Annotated in this window: 22 protein-coding genes; 15 read left to right on the forward strand and 7 right to left on the reverse strand. The window is 60.5% G+C overall.

What is annotated here, in order from left to right; genetic code table 11:
- Nucleotides 1-155: 155 nt before the first annotated feature.
- The 14 genes from ACVNHC_RS16895 to ACVNHC_RS16960 all read left to right on the forward strand — a co-directional run bounded on the left by ACVNHC_RS16895 (nucleotide 156) and on the right by ACVNHC_RS16960 (nucleotide 10968).
- Nucleotides 156-1430 (forward strand): flagellar hook protein FlgE, encoded by a 1275-nt coding sequence (locus ACVNHC_RS16895; RefSeq protein WP_050474399.1) that lies wholly within the window; start codon nucleotides 156-158, stop codon nucleotides 1428-1430.
- Between the two features lie 29 nt (nucleotides 1431-1459).
- Nucleotides 1460-2941: a flagellar hook-associated protein FlgK gene (flgK, locus tag ACVNHC_RS16900; protein WP_457168190.1), complete on the forward strand. Its 1482-nt coding sequence runs from the start codon at nucleotides 1460-1462 to the stop codon at nucleotides 2939-2941.
- Nucleotides 2942-2944: 3 nt separating this feature from the next.
- The gene (locus ACVNHC_RS16905) at nucleotides 2945-3994 is read left to right on the forward strand and encodes a flagellar hook-associated family protein (protein WP_050474401.1); all 1050 of its coding nucleotides are present in this window, start codon (nucleotides 2945-2947) and stop codon (nucleotides 3992-3994) included.
- Nucleotides 3995-4059: 65 nt separating this feature from the next.
- Nucleotides 4060-4410, forward strand: a complete 351-nt coding sequence (gene flaF / locus ACVNHC_RS16910) for a flagellar biosynthesis regulator FlaF (protein ID WP_050474402.1) — start codon at nucleotides 4060-4062, stop codon at nucleotides 4408-4410.
- A gap of 5 nt (nucleotides 4411-4415) precedes the next feature.
- Nucleotides 4416-4838, forward strand: a complete 423-nt coding sequence (gene flbT / locus ACVNHC_RS16915) for a flagellar biosynthesis repressor FlbT (protein WP_050474403.1) — start codon at nucleotides 4416-4418, stop codon at nucleotides 4836-4838.
- 9 nt (nucleotides 4839-4847) lie between these two features.
- On the forward strand, nucleotides 4848-5252 hold the full coding sequence (flgD, locus tag ACVNHC_RS16920) for a flagellar hook assembly protein FlgD (protein ID WP_050474404.1): 405 nt from the start codon (nucleotides 4848-4850) through the stop codon (nucleotides 5250-5252).
- Nucleotides 5253-5254: 2 nt separating this feature from the next.
- A complete protein-coding gene (locus ACVNHC_RS16925; protein ID WP_050474405.1) occupies nucleotides 5255-5521 on the forward strand; it encodes a flagellar biosynthetic protein FliQ in 267 nt (88 codons plus the stop codon).
- A 214-nt stretch (nucleotides 5522-5735) separates the two neighbouring features.
- On the forward strand, nucleotides 5736-7826 hold the full coding sequence (gene flhA, locus ACVNHC_RS16930) for a flagellar biosynthesis protein FlhA (RefSeq protein ID WP_050474406.1): 2091 nt from the start codon (nucleotides 5736-5738) through the stop codon (nucleotides 7824-7826).
- 2 nt (nucleotides 7827-7828) lie between these two features.
- A complete protein-coding gene (gene fliR / locus ACVNHC_RS16935; RefSeq protein ID WP_457168193.1) occupies nucleotides 7829-8599 on the forward strand; it encodes a flagellar biosynthesis protein FliR in 771 nt (256 codons plus the stop codon).
- Between the two features lie 7 nt (nucleotides 8600-8606).
- The gene (locus ACVNHC_RS16940) at nucleotides 8607-9044 is read left to right on the forward strand and encodes a hypothetical protein (RefSeq protein WP_050474408.1); all 438 of its coding nucleotides are present in this window, start codon (nucleotides 8607-8609) and stop codon (nucleotides 9042-9044) included.
- A 14-nt stretch (nucleotides 9045-9058) separates the two neighbouring features.
- Nucleotides 9059-9550, forward strand: a complete 492-nt coding sequence (locus ACVNHC_RS16945; RefSeq protein WP_050474409.1) for a rod-binding protein — start codon at nucleotides 9059-9061, stop codon at nucleotides 9548-9550.
- 17 nt (nucleotides 9551-9567) lie between these two features.
- Nucleotides 9568-9981, forward strand: coding sequence for a hypothetical protein (locus tag ACVNHC_RS16950; protein WP_152967583.1), 414 nt, complete (start codon nucleotides 9568-9570; stop codon nucleotides 9979-9981).
- Nucleotides 9978-10436, forward strand: a complete 459-nt coding sequence (locus ACVNHC_RS16955; RefSeq protein ID WP_050474411.1) for a hypothetical protein — start codon at nucleotides 9978-9980, stop codon at nucleotides 10434-10436. Before ACVNHC_RS16950 ends, ACVNHC_RS16955 begins: the two co-directional genes overlap by 4 nt.
- Nucleotides 10437-10641: 205 nt before the next feature.
- Complete coding sequence (locus ACVNHC_RS16960; protein ID WP_050474447.1) at nucleotides 10642-10968, forward strand: YnfA family protein; 327 nt, start codon at nucleotides 10642-10644, stop codon at nucleotides 10966-10968.
- 42 nt (nucleotides 10969-11010) lie between these two features.
- Here the strand turns inward: ACVNHC_RS16960 and ACVNHC_RS16965 are convergent, their stop codons facing one another.
- The 7 genes from ACVNHC_RS16965 to motA form a co-directional block, all read right to left on the reverse strand.
- Nucleotides 11011-11490, reverse strand: a complete 480-nt coding sequence (locus ACVNHC_RS16965) for a hypothetical protein (RefSeq protein ID WP_019963520.1) — start codon at nucleotides 11488-11490, stop codon at nucleotides 11011-11013.
- Nucleotides 11490-12566, reverse strand: a complete 1077-nt coding sequence (gene flhB, locus ACVNHC_RS16970; RefSeq protein ID WP_050474412.1) for a flagellar biosynthesis protein FlhB — start codon at nucleotides 12564-12566, stop codon at nucleotides 11490-11492. The genes ACVNHC_RS16965 and flhB overlap by 1 nt, the downstream gene beginning before the upstream one ends.
- Before the next feature lie 88 nt (nucleotides 12567-12654).
- Nucleotides 12655-13689 carry a flagellar motor switch protein FliG gene (locus tag ACVNHC_RS16975; protein WP_050474413.1) on the reverse strand — a complete coding sequence of 345 codons (1035 nt, stop codon included), beginning with the start codon at nucleotides 13687-13689 and terminating at the stop codon, nucleotides 12655-12657.
- 95 nt (nucleotides 13690-13784) lie between these two features.
- Nucleotides 13785-14060, reverse strand: a complete 276-nt coding sequence (fliN, locus tag ACVNHC_RS16980; protein WP_371328666.1) for a flagellar motor switch protein FliN — start codon at nucleotides 14058-14060, stop codon at nucleotides 13785-13787.
- Nucleotides 14061-14170: 110 nt separating this feature from the next.
- The gene (locus tag ACVNHC_RS16985) at nucleotides 14171-14707 is read right to left on the reverse strand and encodes a hypothetical protein (RefSeq protein WP_050474414.1); all 537 of its coding nucleotides are present in this window, start codon (nucleotides 14705-14707) and stop codon (nucleotides 14171-14173) included.
- On the reverse strand, nucleotides 14688-15635 hold the full coding sequence (locus ACVNHC_RS16990; RefSeq protein WP_050474415.1) for a flagellar motor switch protein FliM: 948 nt from the start codon (nucleotides 15633-15635) through the stop codon (nucleotides 14688-14690). The genes ACVNHC_RS16985 and ACVNHC_RS16990 overlap by 20 nt, the downstream gene beginning before the upstream one ends.
- 3 nt (nucleotides 15636-15638) lie before the next feature.
- The gene (gene motA, locus ACVNHC_RS16995; protein ID WP_094463447.1) at nucleotides 15639-16532 is read right to left on the reverse strand and encodes a flagellar motor stator protein MotA; all 894 of its coding nucleotides are present in this window, start codon (nucleotides 16530-16532) and stop codon (nucleotides 15639-15641) included.
- A 21-nt stretch (nucleotides 16533-16553) separates the two neighbouring features.
- Between motA and ACVNHC_RS17000 the strand changes: the two genes are divergently transcribed.
- A complete protein-coding gene (locus ACVNHC_RS17000; RefSeq protein ID WP_457168198.1) occupies nucleotides 16554-17600 on the forward strand; it encodes a DUF1217 domain-containing protein in 1047 nt (348 codons plus the stop codon).

A 17600-nucleotide genomic window follows, 5' to 3' on the forward strand; every position in this document is an offset into this window, starting at 1 on the left:
TGTAATGCAAACCCGGAATTGTTTCCGGGTTTTTCTATTTGGGGCACTGCATAAGTCGCGGATGAATTTTGAGGCTCCCGCTCCACCACAACAGCTTCACGCAAGATTGGCGCCGTTGAATGGCAGGCAAGGAAACTGGAAACGGGAGACGTTCCATGAGTCTTTACAGCGTTATGCGCACTGGTGTGTCGGGCATGAATGCCCAGTCCAGCAAGCTGGGTACGGTTGCCGACAACATCGCGAATTCGAACACCACCGGCTACAAGCGGGCCAGCACCGAATTCAGCTCCATGGTGCTGTCTCAGGGCTCAGGCAAGTACAATTCCGGTGCTGTGAAGGCCAACACGGTCTACTCGATTTCAAGCCAGGGTCCAATCAGCTACACCACATCGGGCCTCAATCTGGCCATTGATGGTAACGGCTTCTTCGTTGTTGCGGACAGCAACGGAACGCCCGTTCTCACTCGTGCCGGCGCCTTCGTCATCGACAAGGACGGCTATCTCGTCAACACCGCCGGCTATCAGCTGCAGGGCTATCCGATCACCGATGGCGTAGCCACCACGCCGGTTGCCAACGGTCTGGGCGGGCTTGAAAGCATCAACGTCTCCCAGAACCAGCTCATTGCAACGCCAACGACCAGCGCTCTTCTGTGGACGAACGTTCCGGAAGGCGCGGACATTGTGGCTGCTGCTGATCTGCCGTCGGTCAACGGCGCAGGCTCGACCTATTCGGCCAAGACGTCGATGATCGTCTTCGACAACCTCGGCAACGAGGTGAAGTTGGACATCTACTATTCGAAGACGGCCGAGACGGGAGCGGATTCGGACTGGGAAGTCACGATCTTCAATGCGGCCGATGCGGGTCCGGGTGGCGGCTTCCCCTACTCGTCCGGCCCCCTTTCCACCCAGTCAATTACCTTCAGCCGCACCACCGGCAAGCTTGAAGCCGCCAGCGCCACCTCGATCAACATTGCCGTTCCCAATGGCGGCACCTTTGATCTGGACCTGTCCGGCTCCACCTCTGTTGCAGCAGACTTCGCCATTGCCGAAGTTGGGCGCAATGGCAACGCACCCAGCGCGGTTGAAAGCGTCGAGTTCAGCTCCGACGGCACGCTCAGCGCGGTTTATGCGGACGGAACCCGCCGGGCCCTCTACCGCATTCCCCTGGCAACCGTGCCTAGCCCGGACAAACTGACCGTGCTGTCGGGCAATATCTACACCGCCTCGAACGACTCCGGCGAAATCCGCGTCGGTTTCCCGGGTGAGAATGGCCTTGGCAAACTGGAGGTCGGGGCCAAGGAAGACTCCAACGTCGACATTGCCAGCGAGCTGACGTCGATGATCGAGTCCCAGCGCGCCTTTACCGCCAACTCCAAGGTTTTCAAGGCAGGCTCCGACCTGCTGGAAGAGCTTGTGAATCTCGCCCGCTGATTTTTTCAGCCTGATACGGGACATCAACTATGAGCTTGTCAGTTGCTCTCAAGTCGGCCCAATCCGCGCTAGCCGCCCGGCAGACCGAGACGGCTGCCATTTCGCGGAACATCGCTGGCGCCCAGCAGGCGGGCTATACCCGCAAGTCCGTCATGCTGAGCACAATCGTCAGCACGAGCGGATCCGGCGGCGGTGTCCGGGTAGACGGTATAGCCCGGTCAATGGATGCAGGGCTCTACAAGTCGCTTCTACGCTCAACATCGATTGTCTCGTCGCAATACGTGATCTCCAGCGGGCTTGAGAAGCTGGCTGGCACAACCGGTGACACCGAGCTGCAACGCTCTTCGGCGGCGCAGCTCGGCAAGCTGGAAACGGCAGTTCAGAACTACGCAGCAGATCCAGGCAATTCCATCCTGGCGCAGTCCATGCTGCAGTCCGCCAAGGATACGGCGAAACTCCTGAACGAATACACCAGTCTGGTTCAGGGCGTTCGTGCTGATGCCGATGCGGATATCGCGGGCTCGGTCCAGCATATCAACGAGTTGCTTGCTCAGATCGAAAGCCTCAATTCGGTTATCGTCAAAGGGCTGGGAACGGGCGCTGATGTTTCCGATGCCATGGATGCCCGTGATCTTGCCCTGTTGTCTCTCTCCGAGGAAGTCGGCATATCAACGCTTACTCAGTCGGATGGCGGCATCGTGATCTATACGGACAGCGGTGTTACCCTGTTTGAAACGTCTGCCCGTACCGTCTCCTTCGCGCCCACCAATGTCTTTACGGCCGGGACGGTGGGCAATGCCATCTTTATCGATGGCGTTCCGGTGACTGGATCTTCGGCCATCATGCCGATTTCATCCGGCAACCTGTTTGGCCTGACCGAGCTGCGCGACAATATTGCCGTCACCTATCAGAACCAGCTCGATGAGATTGCACGCGGACTGATCGCAGCCTTTGCCGAAAGCGACCAGACCGGAGGCGGCAGCGCAGATCAGCCTGGGCTGTTTACCTTTGCAGGCGCAACGGGCGTTCCAGCCTCTGCCACACTCGTTCCGGGTCTTGCGGGCAGCATCATGATCAATCCGGCAGCCGACCCTGATCAGGGTGGCAGTCTGGACCTGTTGCGAGACGGCGGGCTTGCAGGTGCGGACTATATCTACAATCCGGAAGGGTTCGCAGGTTACTCCGACCGCCTCAACGGCCTTGTTTCGGCGATGAACGCGCCGATGAGCTTTGACCCGTCTCTGGGATTGAACTCCACGGCATCGCTCAAGTCCTACGCGAGTTCCTCTGTGGGCTGGCTGGAAGCTGCGCGCAAGTCAGCGGCAGCGGACCTGGAAGTTCAGTCTGTGATCGTTTCCCGCACATCAAGTGCCCTGTCGAATGCGACGGGCGTGAACATTGATGAGGAAATGGCCCTGCTTCTCGATATCGAGCGCGCCTATGGCGCTGCGGCCAAGCTCATCTCGGCTGTCGATCGAATGCTCCAGGATCTGCTGGACTCTGTGAGGTAAACCATGAAGACGACCTACATCTCCACCTTTACGATGTCCAACAACTCCCGCAGCCTGCTGATGCGTCAGACTGCGGACGTTGCCCAGTTGCAAGTCGAAATGTCTTCAGGCCGCAAGGCAGACGTCGGCCTTGATCTGGGGCGGCGCACCGGTGATGCTGTGATGGTGCGGTCGGAATTCTTCCGCCTGAGTGCGATCATCGATACCAACGCACTTGCTTCCTCCAGGCTGGATGTTACCCAAACGGCTCTTGGTGACATGCTGAGTTCGGCGGAAAATCTGCTCTCGACCCTCGTCGGCGTCCGGGACAGCAACGGATCGGCGGTCGTTGCGCAGAGCATGGCCGAAAGCAATCTCAAGCTGCTGGTTGCCCGCCTGAACACTCAAGTCAGCGGAACCTATGTCTTCGGCGGCATCAACAGTGCTGAAGCGCCAATCAACGACTATTTCGCAACGCCGGCTTCAGACAACAAGGCGGCCCTGGATGCGGCCTTCCTGGCCGAGTTTGGTTTCACCCAGGACGATCCCGCCGCTGCGGGCATAACGCCTGCCCAGATGCAGACTTTCCTTGATGGGGCTTTTGCGTCTCTCTTTGAAGATCCCCAGTGGGGGACGGACTGGTCGAATGCAACCAATGAGCTTGCAAGCACGGTGATTTCGCCGGGCGAGTCGGCTTTGACGTCCCTCAGTGCCAATGAGAAAGCCTTCCGGCAGCTCGCCATGGCCTTCACGATGATCGGTGATCTCGGGACCTCCGGGCTCTCCGAAGGTACTTACAAGACGATGCTCGACAAGGCGATTTCGGTTCTCGGCGATGCCGTTGCCGGTATCTCCGATATTCAGGGAAAGACCGGCCTCGTACAGAAACGTGTTTCGGAGGCGTCCACGCGGCTGAAACTGCAGACCGACATTCTCAACAAGCAGATCATCTCGCTCGAAAGCGTCAATCCGGAGGAAACGGCAGTTCGGCTCAACACCGCGCTGACCCAGCTTGAAACCACCTATGCGGTCAGCGCCCGCATGCAGAAGCTGAGCATCCTCAACTATCTGTGACCCATTTTACCGGCGCGGCCGCTTGCGGCCCGCTGCCGGACGGCAGCCAACACCAGAGAGGTGCCATGTACAAGTCCTCCTATGCCCAGACGATGGATGAGTTCGGAAACGACCCGCGTCAGGATGAGCGTGAGGCGCTCGGGATCGTCATCAGCCAGCTCGAGCTGGCGCGTGAGAAGGGGGTGCGGTCCCGGGAGGCTGTCGAAGCCATTTTCAACGCGCGCCGGGTCTGGACGTTCCTGCTGGAAAGCCTGTCCGAGAACAGCAACGACCTGCCGGTGGAAATCCGCGCTGACCTGATCTCCATCGGCATCTGGGTGCTCAAGGAGCTGGAGCGCCTGCGCCGGTACGAGACGGAAAGCTTCGACGCCATTATCGAGATCAACGGGATCATCCGTGACAGCCTGAGGGGGTGACTGCCATGCACATTGCCCTGAAAGCCGGTGAACGGCTCTACATCAATGGTGCGGTAATCCGCGTCGACCGGAAGACATCGGTCGAGCTGCTCAACAATTGCGTCTTCCTGCTGGAAAATCACGTTCTGCAGGCGCATGAGACGACGACACCGCTGCGTCAGCTCTATTTCGTGCTGCAGTCCATGCTCATGGACCCGGCCAGTGCTCCGCAGGCGCGGGATCTGGCAAACATGCTGCTGGCGTCCACCCGCAGGACCTTCACAAATCCGGACATCGTTTCGGGTCTGGGCCAGGTCGACGAGCTGATGGGAGAAGGACGGCTGTTCGATGCCCTCAAGACCATCAGGAATCTCTATCCGGTAGAGGCGTCCATCATGTCGGGCAGTCTCCCGGAAGAACCGGCAGCCGCCGGCTTTGTAGCAGCCTAGGAGGCGAAGATGACGACAGTTTCGGGCGTCGGTGGTACCGGCGCAGCCCAATCCCAGTCTGCCAGCACTGCGGCACGGGACCAGTTGATGCTGGACTACAATGCCTTCCTGCAGCTGATGATGGCGCAGATGAAGAACCAGGATCCGACCGAGCCGGTGGACAGCACCCAGCAGCTGGCGCAGCTTGCCAGCTTCTCGCAGGTGGAGCAGTCCATCAAGATGAACACGAAGCTGGAAACCATGCTGGCGAACATGTCCTTCGGTCAGGTCAATGACCTCATCGGCCGCACGGTGACTGATGCCGCCGGCACGACAGGGATCGTCAAGTCGGTGGAAGTCTACTCCGACGGCACCATTCTCGGCCTGGACAACGGCAAGGGCATCCTGCTCGGCCCGGGTGTGAAGATCTCCTGATCATGAACGAGGCTGACGCCCTTGACCTGGTGCGGACCGCGATCTGGACGATCATCACCGGATCCGCACCGGCGATCATTCCGGCCATGGTTGTCGGCGTCTCGATTGCCCTGATGCAGGCCCTGACGCAGGTGCAGGAAGTGACGCTGACCTTCATTCCGAAGATCGTCGCCATCCTTGCCATGATCGTCATTGCCGGGCCTTTCATCGGGGCTCAGATCTATTCGCTCACGGCGCTGGTCTATGGCCGGATCGAAACCGGCTTCTGACGCTGGCTGCCGCTGAGCCTGTAATACCAGGCCCGTGCAGCGTTTGAGCCTTTTCAAGGCGTGATGCGTCAGCACCTCAGCGCCTTGGTATGAGCTGGAATAGAGCTCCAGCCTTCCAAATGCGCGCCTCTGCCGGCCGGCTTCCCGGCGCTCCATGTTCGCGCAAGCTTCACCGGGCACAGTTGGTCCAGCGATACAGTGACCGGGAGTGGGTATGTCCGAGACAGTCGTATCAACGAGCGGGCCGGATAAGCCGGAAAGCCGCCGCGATATCGGCTTTGCGATTGGCATCGCGCTGATCCTCGCCGTTCTCTTCCTGCCGATCCCGGCCTTCATGATCGACACGGGGCTGGCCCTGTCGATTGCCCTGTCGGTGCTGATCCTCATGGTCTCCCTGTGGATCCAGAAGCCGCTTGATTTCTCATCCTTTCCGACGATCCTGCTGATCGCAACGATGCTGCGCCTGGCGCTCAACATCGCGACGACCCGTGTCATCCTGTCGGACGGGCACCAGGGTGTGACGGCTGCCGGCCATGTGATCTATGGCTTCTCGCAATTCGTCATGAGCGGCGACTTCGTGATCGGTCTCATCGTCTTTGCCATCCTGGTCACGGTGAACTTCCTCGTCATCACCAAAGGCGCGACCCGTATCGCCGAGGTGGGGGCGCGTTTCACGCTGGATGCGATCCCCGGCAAGCAGATGGCGATCGATGCGGATCTTTCCGCCGGTCTTATCGATGACAAGGAAGCCCAGGCGCGCCGCCGGGAACTGGAAGAGGAAAGCTCCTTCTTCGGTGCCATGGATGGTGCATCCAAGTTTGTGCGCGGTGATGCCATTGCCGGTCTCATCATCACGGCCGTGAACATTCTGGGCGGCATTGTCATCGGCACCACCCGCTACAACATGGATCTGTCAACAGCTGCGGATGTCTTCGTCAAGCTGTCGGTCGGTGATGGTCTCGTCTCGCAGATCCCCGCCCTGATCGTGTCGCTGGCCGCCGGTCTGCTGGTCTCCAAGGGCGGCACCCGCGGCACGGCCGAAAAGGCGGTGCTGGGGCAGCTGGGTGCCTATCCGCGTGCTCTGTTCGTCGGGGCGATGCTGATGGGCGTGATGGCCCTGATGCCGGGGCTGCCGACCATTCCCTTCGCCCTTCTCGGCGGCCTGATGGCCTTCATCGGCTACACGATCCCGCGCAAGCTGGAAGAGAAGCGCAAGATGGCCAAGGCCATGGCCGATGCCGAGGAAGCCAAGGCGCAGCGCGAGAGCAAGGAATCCGTCAAGGAATCCCTCAAGACGGCGGAAATCGAGCTTTGCCTCGGCAAGCAGGTGGCCGCCCAGCTTCTGGTCGGCCACAGCGAGCTGGCGCGCCGTGTCGCACGCATGCGCCGCAAGTTCGCCGAGCAATATGGATTTGTCGTGCCCGATATCCGGGTCTCCGACAGCCTGACGCTGCCGCCGAAAGGCTATCAGATCAAGATCCACGGCACGGTGGTGGCGGCGCAGGAGGTGAAGGTCGGCGAGCTTCTGGTGATGGCCAGTGACGATCATCCGCTGCCGATGCTGGGCGAGCCGACACGGGAGCCTGCCTTCGGCATGCCGGCCTATTGGGTGCCGATGGCCTATCAGGACGAGCTGAAGCGCGACGGTTTCATGCCGGCCGACAACAACACGGTGATCCTGACGCATCTTTCGGAAGTGATCCGCAACAACCTGCCGCAGCTGCTCTCCTACAAGGACATGCGCAATCTGCTGGACCGGCTGGACCCGGAATACCGCAAGCTGATCGAGGATATCTGCCCCTCGCATATCTCCTTCTCCGGCCTGCAGGCGGTGCTGAAGCTGCTCCTGTCCGAGCGTGTCTCGATCCGCAACCTGCATCTGATCCTGGAAGCTGTCGCGGAGATCGTGCCGCATGTGCGCCGCGCCGAGCAGGTGGTGGAGCATGTGCGCATGCGGATTGCCCAGCAGATCTGCGGTGATCTGGCCGAGGGCGGTCCCTTGCATGTGCTGCGTCTGGGCAACCGCTGGGACCTGGCGTTCCACCAGAGCCTGAAGCGCGACAGCAAGGGCGAGGTGATCGAGTTCGACATCGAGCCGCAGCTGGTTGAGGACTTTGGCACCCAGATGTCCCAGACGGTCAAGGCGCTGGTTGCCGGCGGCAAGCGCTTTGCCGTTGTCGCGGCACCTGATGCCCGCCCCTATGTGCGCATGATCGTGGAACGCATGTTCCCGACCCTGCCGGTGCTCTCACATCTTGAAATCGCGCGAGGGGTGGATGTGGAAACTATTGGCAGCGTGTCCTGACCATGGCCGGGGCGTTCTTGTCCCAGTTCGGCGTTGAGGCGCTGCTGGCTACCTTCATGCTTTTCTGCAGGATCGGCGCATGCCTGATGGTTGTGCCGGGCTTTGGCAGCGACCGGGTGCCGGTGAAGGTGCGGCTCTTCGTGGCGGTTTCGGCTTCGCTGGCGCTTGCGCCGATGCTGGCGCCTGTAATTCAGGCGGCGATGCCGGCCGCAGATCTGCAGACGGTGGCTCGCTTCATCTTGAGCGAGCTGTTCATAGGGGTGCTGATCGGCATCATGGGGCGCTGCTTCATCGCCGGGCTGGAGATGATCGGCACCTTCATTGCCATGTCCATCGGCCTGTCGAACATGCCGGGCATGGCCATCGAGGGCAACGAGGGGCAGCCGCCGCTGGCCAGCCTGATGACGCTGACAGCCACCGCGATGATCTTCATCACCAATCAGCACTGGGAACTTTTCCGGGCGCTGGCGCAAAGTTACAACGCCCTGCCGGCCGGTGCCCCCATCGACCCGGCGGCCGGGCTGGCACAGCTGACCGACCGGCTGTCCGAGGCATTCTGGCTTGCCCTGCGCATCGGCAGCCCTTTCGTGATCTACGCCGTCGTCATCAACTTTGCCCTCGGGCTTCTGAACAAGCTGACGCCGCAGATCCCGGTCTACTTCATTGCCACCCCGTTCCTCATTGCGGGCGGCATGTACTTTCTCTTTGTCATCCTGGGTGAGGCGATCACGCTTTTTCTGGACGGCTATGCCACCTGGCTCAGATTCGGTTGAGGCAACAATGTCGAAGAACAGCAAGGAAATCGGGCGCATTCTCAAGCTGCAGCGCCAGATCCATCAATTGTCAGCCTGGATGCTGGTCAATCTCGACCGTCAGGACGAGCAGCTTGCCGAAAAGCAGGACCGCGTGCTGCGCGCCCTGTCCGAGGGCGACCTCGCCATGCACGACCGTTTCATCCGCAATGCCTCGCAGCGCCTGAAGACCATCGCCGAGGAGCAGGCGCAGCTTACTGCTGCCCGGGAGAAGGTTGAAACGGAAATGGCCCGGCAGGGCCGGATGCTGAAGGTCACCGAGCGGCGCCTTGAAACCGTGGCCAAGCTTGAACGCCAGACGGACGAGCATCTGAGCCTCGCCGAGATTCTGGAGCGTCATGTGGGCGGGGCAACGCAAGCCTCCCACAAGCTGGACGACCTAGTCTCCAAGGCAATGAAGGCGTAACGAGGACCTTTGCCATGGCGATTTCTCCCATTTCCGACATCGTCCTCGATGTCGCCCGTGCCGCGGATCCGCAGCAGATCCGGGCCGCGGCCGCCAAGCTTGAGAGCCTTGGCTATGCCGCGTCTGGTGACAGCGGCCTGTTCGAGGATGCCATGGCGGCCGCCGGCCTTTCGGGCGGACGCGGGCTGGACAATTCGCAGTGGCCAGTCGACGGCTTTACGCCTGCCATCGGCTCCACCGGTTCAGCGCGCGTGGCGATGCTGAACGACACGGCCCTGAACACGCGTGCGCTGTCGCCGGCCCAGAAGTTTGAGGCGCTGATGATGCAGCAGATGGTGGAGGGAATTCTGCCTGAAGACGCGGAAAGTGTATTTGGCTCCGGCACGGCCGGAGGCATCTGGAAATCCATGCTGGCTGAGCAGATCGGTAATCAGATGGCCGCACGTGGCGGCATCGGTATCGCGGAGCTTATCGCCAAGACCCTCGGCAAGCGGGAAACCGCCTGATGGAGCTGCAGCCTGACATGTCTGATGAGGAAAACGCTGAGATTACTTCGCCTGAACCGCTGCCGGTCTATGTGAATGACACATTGATCATGGCCATCATCAAGGCGCATACGGTGGTTGAGGCCGAAACGGAAGCCTTGCGCGAACAGGGCACGGCAGATCTTCGCGCCTTTGAGTTCCGCAAGAGCCAGGCTCTGCTCGAGCTCGCCCGCGCCAGCCGGACACTGCTTGCGCCTGGCGGCGATGGTGCGCGTGACGTGGCCGTCGCGACGGAATTGAGACGTCTGCGTGCGGCGCTGGAAGCCAACATGCAGGTGCTTTCGCTGCATCTGGATGCGGTTCGCGAGATTGCCGGGATGATTTCCCAGGCGATGCTCGAAGCGGATTCTGACGGCACCTACTCCCTGGATCACGCGAGGGTCCGCCCATGATGCGGCTCCTCTTTGCCGGCCTGTGGGTTTGCCTGACGACGCTTGGCGCCTCCTATGCCGCTGTCTACTGGATGACCCAGGACGGCAACGGGGCAGCGAGAGATGAGCGCCTCATGGTCGGTATTGACTACGAGCAGCTGCGGGCCATCAACGTGCCCATCATCGAGAATGGCGCGCTGCAGGGATATGTGGTGGTGCAGCTTGTGTTCACGGCCGATGGCGATGCATTGCGCAAGAGCCCGGTGAAGCCGCAGCCCTTCATCATCGATGAGGCCTTCCGTCTTCTCTACACCGATGAGAAGTTGAATTTCCGCAGGCTTGAGCGCTATGATATCGAAGGCCTCAAGACCAGGGTCCGGGATGCGGTGAACACACGGCTTGGCAACAAGCTCGTGCAGGAGATCCTGGTGGAAGAGTTCAATTACTTCACGAAGTCCGACGTCCTGTCGCATTGAGGATGACGCCGGAGCTGCCCAGGCATCCGTGATGCCTGCAATGCTGCCGGGCCGTGACCCCGGGCCTTTCGCCCCCCGTCCTTATCCATTCTGCTGATCCATCTGCCCTGCTGTACCATCCCTTGCGCTGGACGGGCGGCAACTGAGACTGCTGGCAATGCGCGTCCTGCGCATCTATCCTGCCGTACAACCCGCCGGATATCAGATGCAGACAGCCCTTCTTTTCCTTGGTGCCGCCTTGGCCGAAATCGCCGGATGCTTTGCCGTCTGGGCCTGGTGGCGGCTGGACAAATCCGCCTGGTGGCTGTTGCCGGGCGCGCTGGCGCTGGCGCTCTTTGCTTTCCTGCTGGCGCGGGTGGACAGTCCGGCCGCCGGCCGCACCTTTGCCGCTTATGGCGGGATCTATGTGGTGAGTTCGATCCTGTGGCTCTGGCTCGTGGAGGCGGCGCGGCCCGACCGGTGGGATATTGCCGGGGCGATTGTCATCCTGGCCGGCAGCGCACTGATCATGGCCGGTCCGCGGGGCGCCTGAGCAAGCACAGAGCGCGATGCTTCCGCACCGTGTCTGCCGGTCCTATTGAGGCAGCGGCTTCAGGCGTGCATCCGCCAGCGCCTCGATGAGACGCCGGGTGTTCTCTTCCGGATCTTCCGACGGGTCGGCAAATTCGATGTGGTGGATCTCGACGCTCGATCCGCGCGCGTTCAGCGTCAGGCTGAAATAGATCCAGACCCCGTTGTTGCGGAATTCAAGGTCCAGCCGGACATCGGGCGTCGTGTCCCAATCGGCCTCGACATGGGCGCCGAGGCCGTAGCGCAGCGTCTCGTTCTTGAAGAAGAGTTCGGTCGAGGACTTCACAAGATCAGAGATATTGGCGTGCTTCTCCGTACGCACAAAGGCGATGAAGTCGGTGACGTCAATCAGGCGCAGCTCTTCGGCAACGTCAGAAACGGCCTGTGCAAGAGCTTCTTCCCGCAAGCGCACCGAGCCCGGAATCCGCGGCATCTGGCTGAAGGATCCCATGCTCATGTTGAAGCCCTCAAAACTCTCGTGCATCACACGACCTTCACTGTCTTGCGCGAATACACGTAACAGATGATTTCCGCAACCATTCTATAGAATTGCGGCGGAATCATTCTTTCCAATTCGGTACTCGCATAAAGTGAACGGGCCAGCTCGCGGTTCTCTACGACGGGAATGTTGTTTTCCTCTGCGATTTGCCGAATCTTGAGCGCGATCAGGTCTTGCCCCTTGGCCACCACAATCGGAGCAGCCGTTTCATCGCGCTCGTAGCGCAAGGCCACGGCGAAGTGAGTCGGATTGGCGATCACAAGTGTCGCCTTGGGCACGGCCGCCATCATGCGGTTGCGTGCCCTGTCGCGGGCAAGCGAGCGCTGGCGGGCCTTCACCAGCGGATCGCCTTCGGCCTGCTTGAATTCGTCCTTCAGCTCCTGCTTGCTCATGCGCAGGTTCTTCCGCCAGTGCATGCGGGCCCACAGCAGATCGAGGGCCACAAGGAGGATCGTTGCGATACAGATGCCCGAAAGCAGCTTCATCGACAGGTGAAGAACGGTTTCCGGCAAGGCGGACGGGTCGGTGAACATGGCATTCACCAGCGCATTGGCGTTCGAGCGCAGCAGCAGGAACGCGACCAGGCTGATGGCTGAGAACTTGAAAACCGACTTGCCGAATTCGACAAGCCCCTGCATGCCGAAGAGGCGGCTCCAGCCCTTGGCGAGCGAAAGGCGCGACAGCTCCGGCTTGATGCGGGTGAAGACCACCTTCGGCGTGTTCTGGAAGAACGATGCCGCAAGGCCAGCAACCATGAGCATCGCCACGATGGGCGCGAGGAACAGCCCCAGATCCAGGCTGAGGGCATGGGTGAGCTGGATTGCATCCGATCCATTTCCAATGCTGTATCCCCCCGCATTGTCGATGAAACCCGAGAGCCCGCCGCTGAGGCGCTGGACACCCGGTGAAATGACGAAGCTTCCAATCAGCAAAACAGCCAGAAAGGCGGAGAGGATCGAGGCCTCCTTGGAAACAGGTATGTTTCCCTTGTCGATCGCATCCCTGATTTTCTTCTCTGTCGGTTCCTCTGTTTTGGAGTCCTTGTCGTCCTGATCTGACATTTACGCGTCCACCGGTTAGCCAGTCTTCTGCCCTGCCATGCGGCAGGGGGCCATTGCCCCGGCTTCTGCCGGGGAGTGTGCGCCGGGCTTACCGGAAGACGGCGCTGTCTTCCTGCTTCGGATTGAGGTCGATCTCTCCGCGGCCAGCCATCTCCAGGGCAAGATCCGTGATGGACGAGCGCGCCTGAAGCACTTCGCGCTGTCCGGCCGGTTCGCCGCCGGCCAGTTCGTGTTCGACGATCTTGCGCGTGCGCGATGTCATCGAAGACAGGATAACCTCGCGGAAGGCGCGGTCGGTTCCCTTCAGCGCCAGCACAATCCGGTCCGTCGGGATCTGGTCGAAGATGGCCATGCGCGTGCGGGCGTTCAGGTTGATGATGTCGTCGAAGGTGAAGAGCAGTCCCTTCAGCAGTTCCGCCGACTTCGGCCGTGCATCCGTCAGGCTCGACAAGGCATCTTCCATGTGGTCGCGGTCCATCTTGTTCAGGATGTCCGCCATGCGCGCATAGGAATCGGCTTCCATCGTGCCCGAAAGATTGAGCATGAAGTCTTCATGCAGCGTCTTTTCCACGTCGCGCATGATCTCCTGGACGATGGCCTTGATCGATAGCATTCTGCGCATGAGCTGGTTGCGCAGATCCGGCGGCAGCTGGCTCAGTACCTTTGCAGCGGCAGCCGGCCTGATCTTCGAAAGGATCAGGGCCGCCGTCTGGGGGTGTTCCTTCATCAGATAGTTGGCGAGCACTGTCTCCGAAACGGTGGCAATCCTGTCCCAGATCGAGCGGTTCGAATTGCCCAGCACGTCGGACATGATGTCGGAGAGCTGCTCCTCCGGCAGCACACCCTCCAGCATCTTTTCCACCTCGTTCGGTGTGCCGTAAAGCGTTGTGCCAGAAGAGAACTGCGAGATGAAATCTTCCGCGAGCTGATCAAGCTCCTCCGCCGCCACCGTGCCGAGCTGGGCTGCAGCCACCGTGATCATGCGGATTTCTTCCTGATCGAAATGCTGCAGAAGCCGGCGTGAACTGGGCTTGCCAAGCGCCAGAAGAAGCGCCGCGACCTTCTGCGTGCCCTTCAGGGTGCGCGTCGGCAGGAGGTTTTCGGCAGATGTGCTCGCATTCATTTTCGCGGTCTCTCCTGCAGCTTAAGTCATGCCAAGGCATCTGAGACGCTTGCGCGTCATGCCTTGAAATTGCTCATGCGCCGCACGGGCTGGTGTCAGGCGTCGAGCAGGCTGTTCTGGGCGCTGATGATTTCGGTCAGCGAAACGCCGAAGCGGGAGTTGTCGTCTTCGACGACGACCACTTCGCCACGGGCAACCACGCGGCCGTTGACCACGATATCGACCGGCTCCCCGACACGGTGGTTGAGCGGAATGACAGCGCCGCGGCCAAGCTTCAGCAGATTGGCGACCAGCATTGTGGCCGAGCCCAGCACGACCTGAATATTGACCGGAATGCCGAGGATCGTGTCGAGGTTGCGCTCGTCGCCCATCAGGTCGGAGCTGGTCAACTTTGCGCTCTTGGATCCGCCGGTTTCAACCTTGGCGAATTCAGCCGCACCTGCGGCCTTGGCGGAAGGGGTCTCGTTCATATCATTGCTGCTCATGTCAGATCATCCTTGCGGTGGATGGATACGGATCGGAACGGGCCGGTGGCCAGGTCATCCAGACGGTGAACCTTCATTTCCGTTGGCGCGGCGGGGCCGTGAGGTTCGCTCGCCGGCGATGCGGTGTTGCGCAGAACCGTCTCGACAACCGTGGATACCATGTCGCTGGCAGGAGGCTCCATATGGCCGGCCTTGGCGCGCATCGCGACTTCGGTCGACAGCTGCTTCAGCTCGGATTTGAGGACCGCCTGCTGGCGCTTGGCCTCCCGGGTGAGGGCGTCGATCTCGGCAATCAGCTCCCTCGCGTCATCCATCCTCGCGCCAAGTGCGTTGAGCACCTGCGCCCCGCGGACATTGAGCTCCTTCACCGACACCTCGATGCCATCAAGGGCAAGCGCCGTCTGGTCAAAGATCCGCTGGTAGTCTTCATGGTAGGATCCCAGCCGGCGCAGTTCCCGGTACATGGTGACCATCTTGAAGCTCGTGATCGCCAGAGCGATCAGCAGAACTGCATCAACGAGATAGGAGATCATCAACGATGTCCTTTTCCAGATGGATCAGGTCTTCGACCTGAAGTGTGTAGGAGCCATCCAGCTGGCCGAGACGGCAGTTGAAGATGGGCTGCTGGTTGCATTCCAGCTTCACCGGGCTGCGGGGGGTGGCCTGCAGCTCGATGATCTGGCCAATCTTGAGATTGGCGATTTCGCCCAGCGTCAGCTCACGCTCTTCCAGCACCGCCTGCAGCTTCACTTCCGTGCGCTGGATCTCGGCCTGGAAATGTTGGGTCCACTGCTTGTCGCGTCCCGCCATTTCGCCCGACAGCACCTGCGACAGGCGCTGGCGCAGCGGGTTGAGAGTGGAGTGCGGCATGACGACGAAGATCTCGCCGCCGCGGCCGATGGCCTGGAGCAACAGGCGTGCGACGACGGCCGGATTGTTGCGGCGGCCAATGATGGCAAAGTCCATGCGGCTTTCGACGCGCTCGATTTTCAGCGTCGTCTCGGCGATGGGGCTGAACGATTCCTGAAGCGCATTGGCCGCCACTTCAAAGACCGTGCGGGCGATACGCGTTTCGATGGAGGAGAAGGTACGCTCCTCATCGATCGGCGGCTCGGTGCCATCGGCGCCGAACAGCACGTCGATCATCGTGAAGATGAAGTCCCGGTCGAACCCGATCAGCAGGCGCGTGTCCCATTCCGGGGAATAGAGCACGGCGACCAGGGCGTTGGATTCATAAACATCCAGAACATCGCCGATACGCTCGTTGCCGATATCGGAAACGGAAATGTAGGACGGCGAGGCCGACTTCTGGCGCATCGCATCGGCAAAGACGCGGGCCATGCGGTCGAAGAGCACCGGCAGCATCGGCAGCCGGTCGACGGAGATGCCTGCGGCATCCAGCAGCCGGTCGGTGATCTGGGCGCGTTCCGAATGGAACGAGTTGGCAGCGTGATCAAGCATGACTTACGCCGCTCCCTTCATTTCCGCGGCGCTTTCGCCCACACCGCCAGAGTTCATGGTTTCGTTTTCGACTTCATCGATGGAGGGGCGGTCGGAGGCCGAGATGGTCTTGCGGCCATGCTCAAGCGCGATCTGCGGAGGCGCGCCATTCATGAAGGCCAGCAGAGACTGCTTGACGATCACATAAGGACGCAGCCGTGCCTCACGCACGCCCTTCACCTTGTGGGCGACAGGCGCCACCAGTGCATAGGAGAGGAAAATGCCGAGAAACGTGCCGACAAGTGCGGCACCGATCAGGGCGCCCAGGATCTGGGGTGACTGGTCGATCGCGCCCATGGCCTTGATCACGCCGAGCACCGCCGCGACGATACCGATTGCCGGAAAGGCTTCGGCTACGGCGGACAGGGCGTAATAGGGCTTCATCTGGTCGCGGTGAACCGTCTGCAGCTCTTCGTCCATCAGCGCCTCGATCTCATGGGCGCGGGCATTGCCGACAATGATCAGGCGGAAGTAGTCACACACGAAGGTGGTGAGGTTCCTGTTGCGGTAGACGGTCGGAAATGCGCGGAAAATCTCGGAATCCTGCGGGTTCTCGATATGCGGCTCAACCTCGTTGCGGCCCTTGGAGCGCAGCTCGCGCATCAGCGCATAGAGAAGAGCGAGAATGTCGAGGTAGTCGCGCTTCTTCGGCACCGAATTCAGTACCGCTTCCTGCACGGAGCGCATGGTGTCCTTGATGGTCTTCATCGGATTGGCGACGAAGAACGTGCCAATCGCCACCCCGACGATGATCAGCACCTCGAACGGTTGCCACAGAACCAGCACCTTTCCCCCCATGGCGTAGAACCCGCCAAGAAGAGATGCCATTGCGATGATGAGACCCAGCATGATTGTCACGAGCCAGCTCCTGCTTGGTGCGTGTGGGATGTCGATGCCCTCACGCTAGGAGACGAGGCTTGCCCGAGGCTGTTGAATTTTGCCGGGTTTTGGCGGGCCGGGATTAACCATGATGCCGCTGCAAGGCGAGGTTGCGGCGCGGTCAGTCAGCCCGGCGCAAGCCTTGAGGGCAAGACTGGCCGCAAGAGGTGCGCCCTGCGTGCCGATTCCTGTTGCCGAGCTGTCCGGGCGCATCTGAAGGATGCGAAAGGGCACAAGTTCTCCGGAGGGGCTGCGCCGATGATGACGACCCTGCTGCAATATCAGATGGTCACGCGTGACATCACCCGCACGATGGAAACCACTGCGAAGGATCCGCAGGTAAAGCGGGAAAGCGAGTATTATCTCAAGACCATTGAAGACATCAAATCCATCGATGAGTTTCTGGACAACACCCGGGTTTTCAAGTTCGCCATGAAAGCCTTCGGCCTTGAAGACATGGATTATGCCAAGGCCTTCATGCGGAAGGCTCTGGTAGAAGGGGTCGACAGCAATACGTCCTTTGCGAACAAGATGACCGATAAGCGGTATGCGGAGTTCGTCAAGACGTTCAACTTCGAGAGATATGGTGAGACGGCGACCAAGTTCGAGCGCGTCAAGCAGGCGGTCGTGGATGCCTATGTCCGGCAGACGCTTGAGGAGAGTTCCGGCAATCAGAACGAAGCCGTCCGGCTTGCGCTTTATTTTGAACGCAAGGCTGACAGCATCACTGGCCCTTATGACATTCTCGCAGACAGGGCTCTGGCCAAGGTGGTTTATACGTCGCTTGGCCTGTCTGATAGCTTCGCGATGGCTGACGTCGACAAGCAGGCCGCCTATCTGAAGCAGCGTCTCAACATGGACGACTTTCAGGATCCGGCGAAGCTTGACGAGTTTCTCCGCCGCTTCACCATCATGTGGGACATCCAGAACGGGTCACCCGCGGTCAACTCGGTGCCGAACATCATCCTGTCCGGAACGAATGGAACCATTGGAATTGGCGAGGATCTGCTTGCACAGATCCAGGGCCTGAAGCTTGGGGGGATTTGA

It is taken from the genome of Pannonibacter sp. Q-1 (assembly GCF_054073275.1).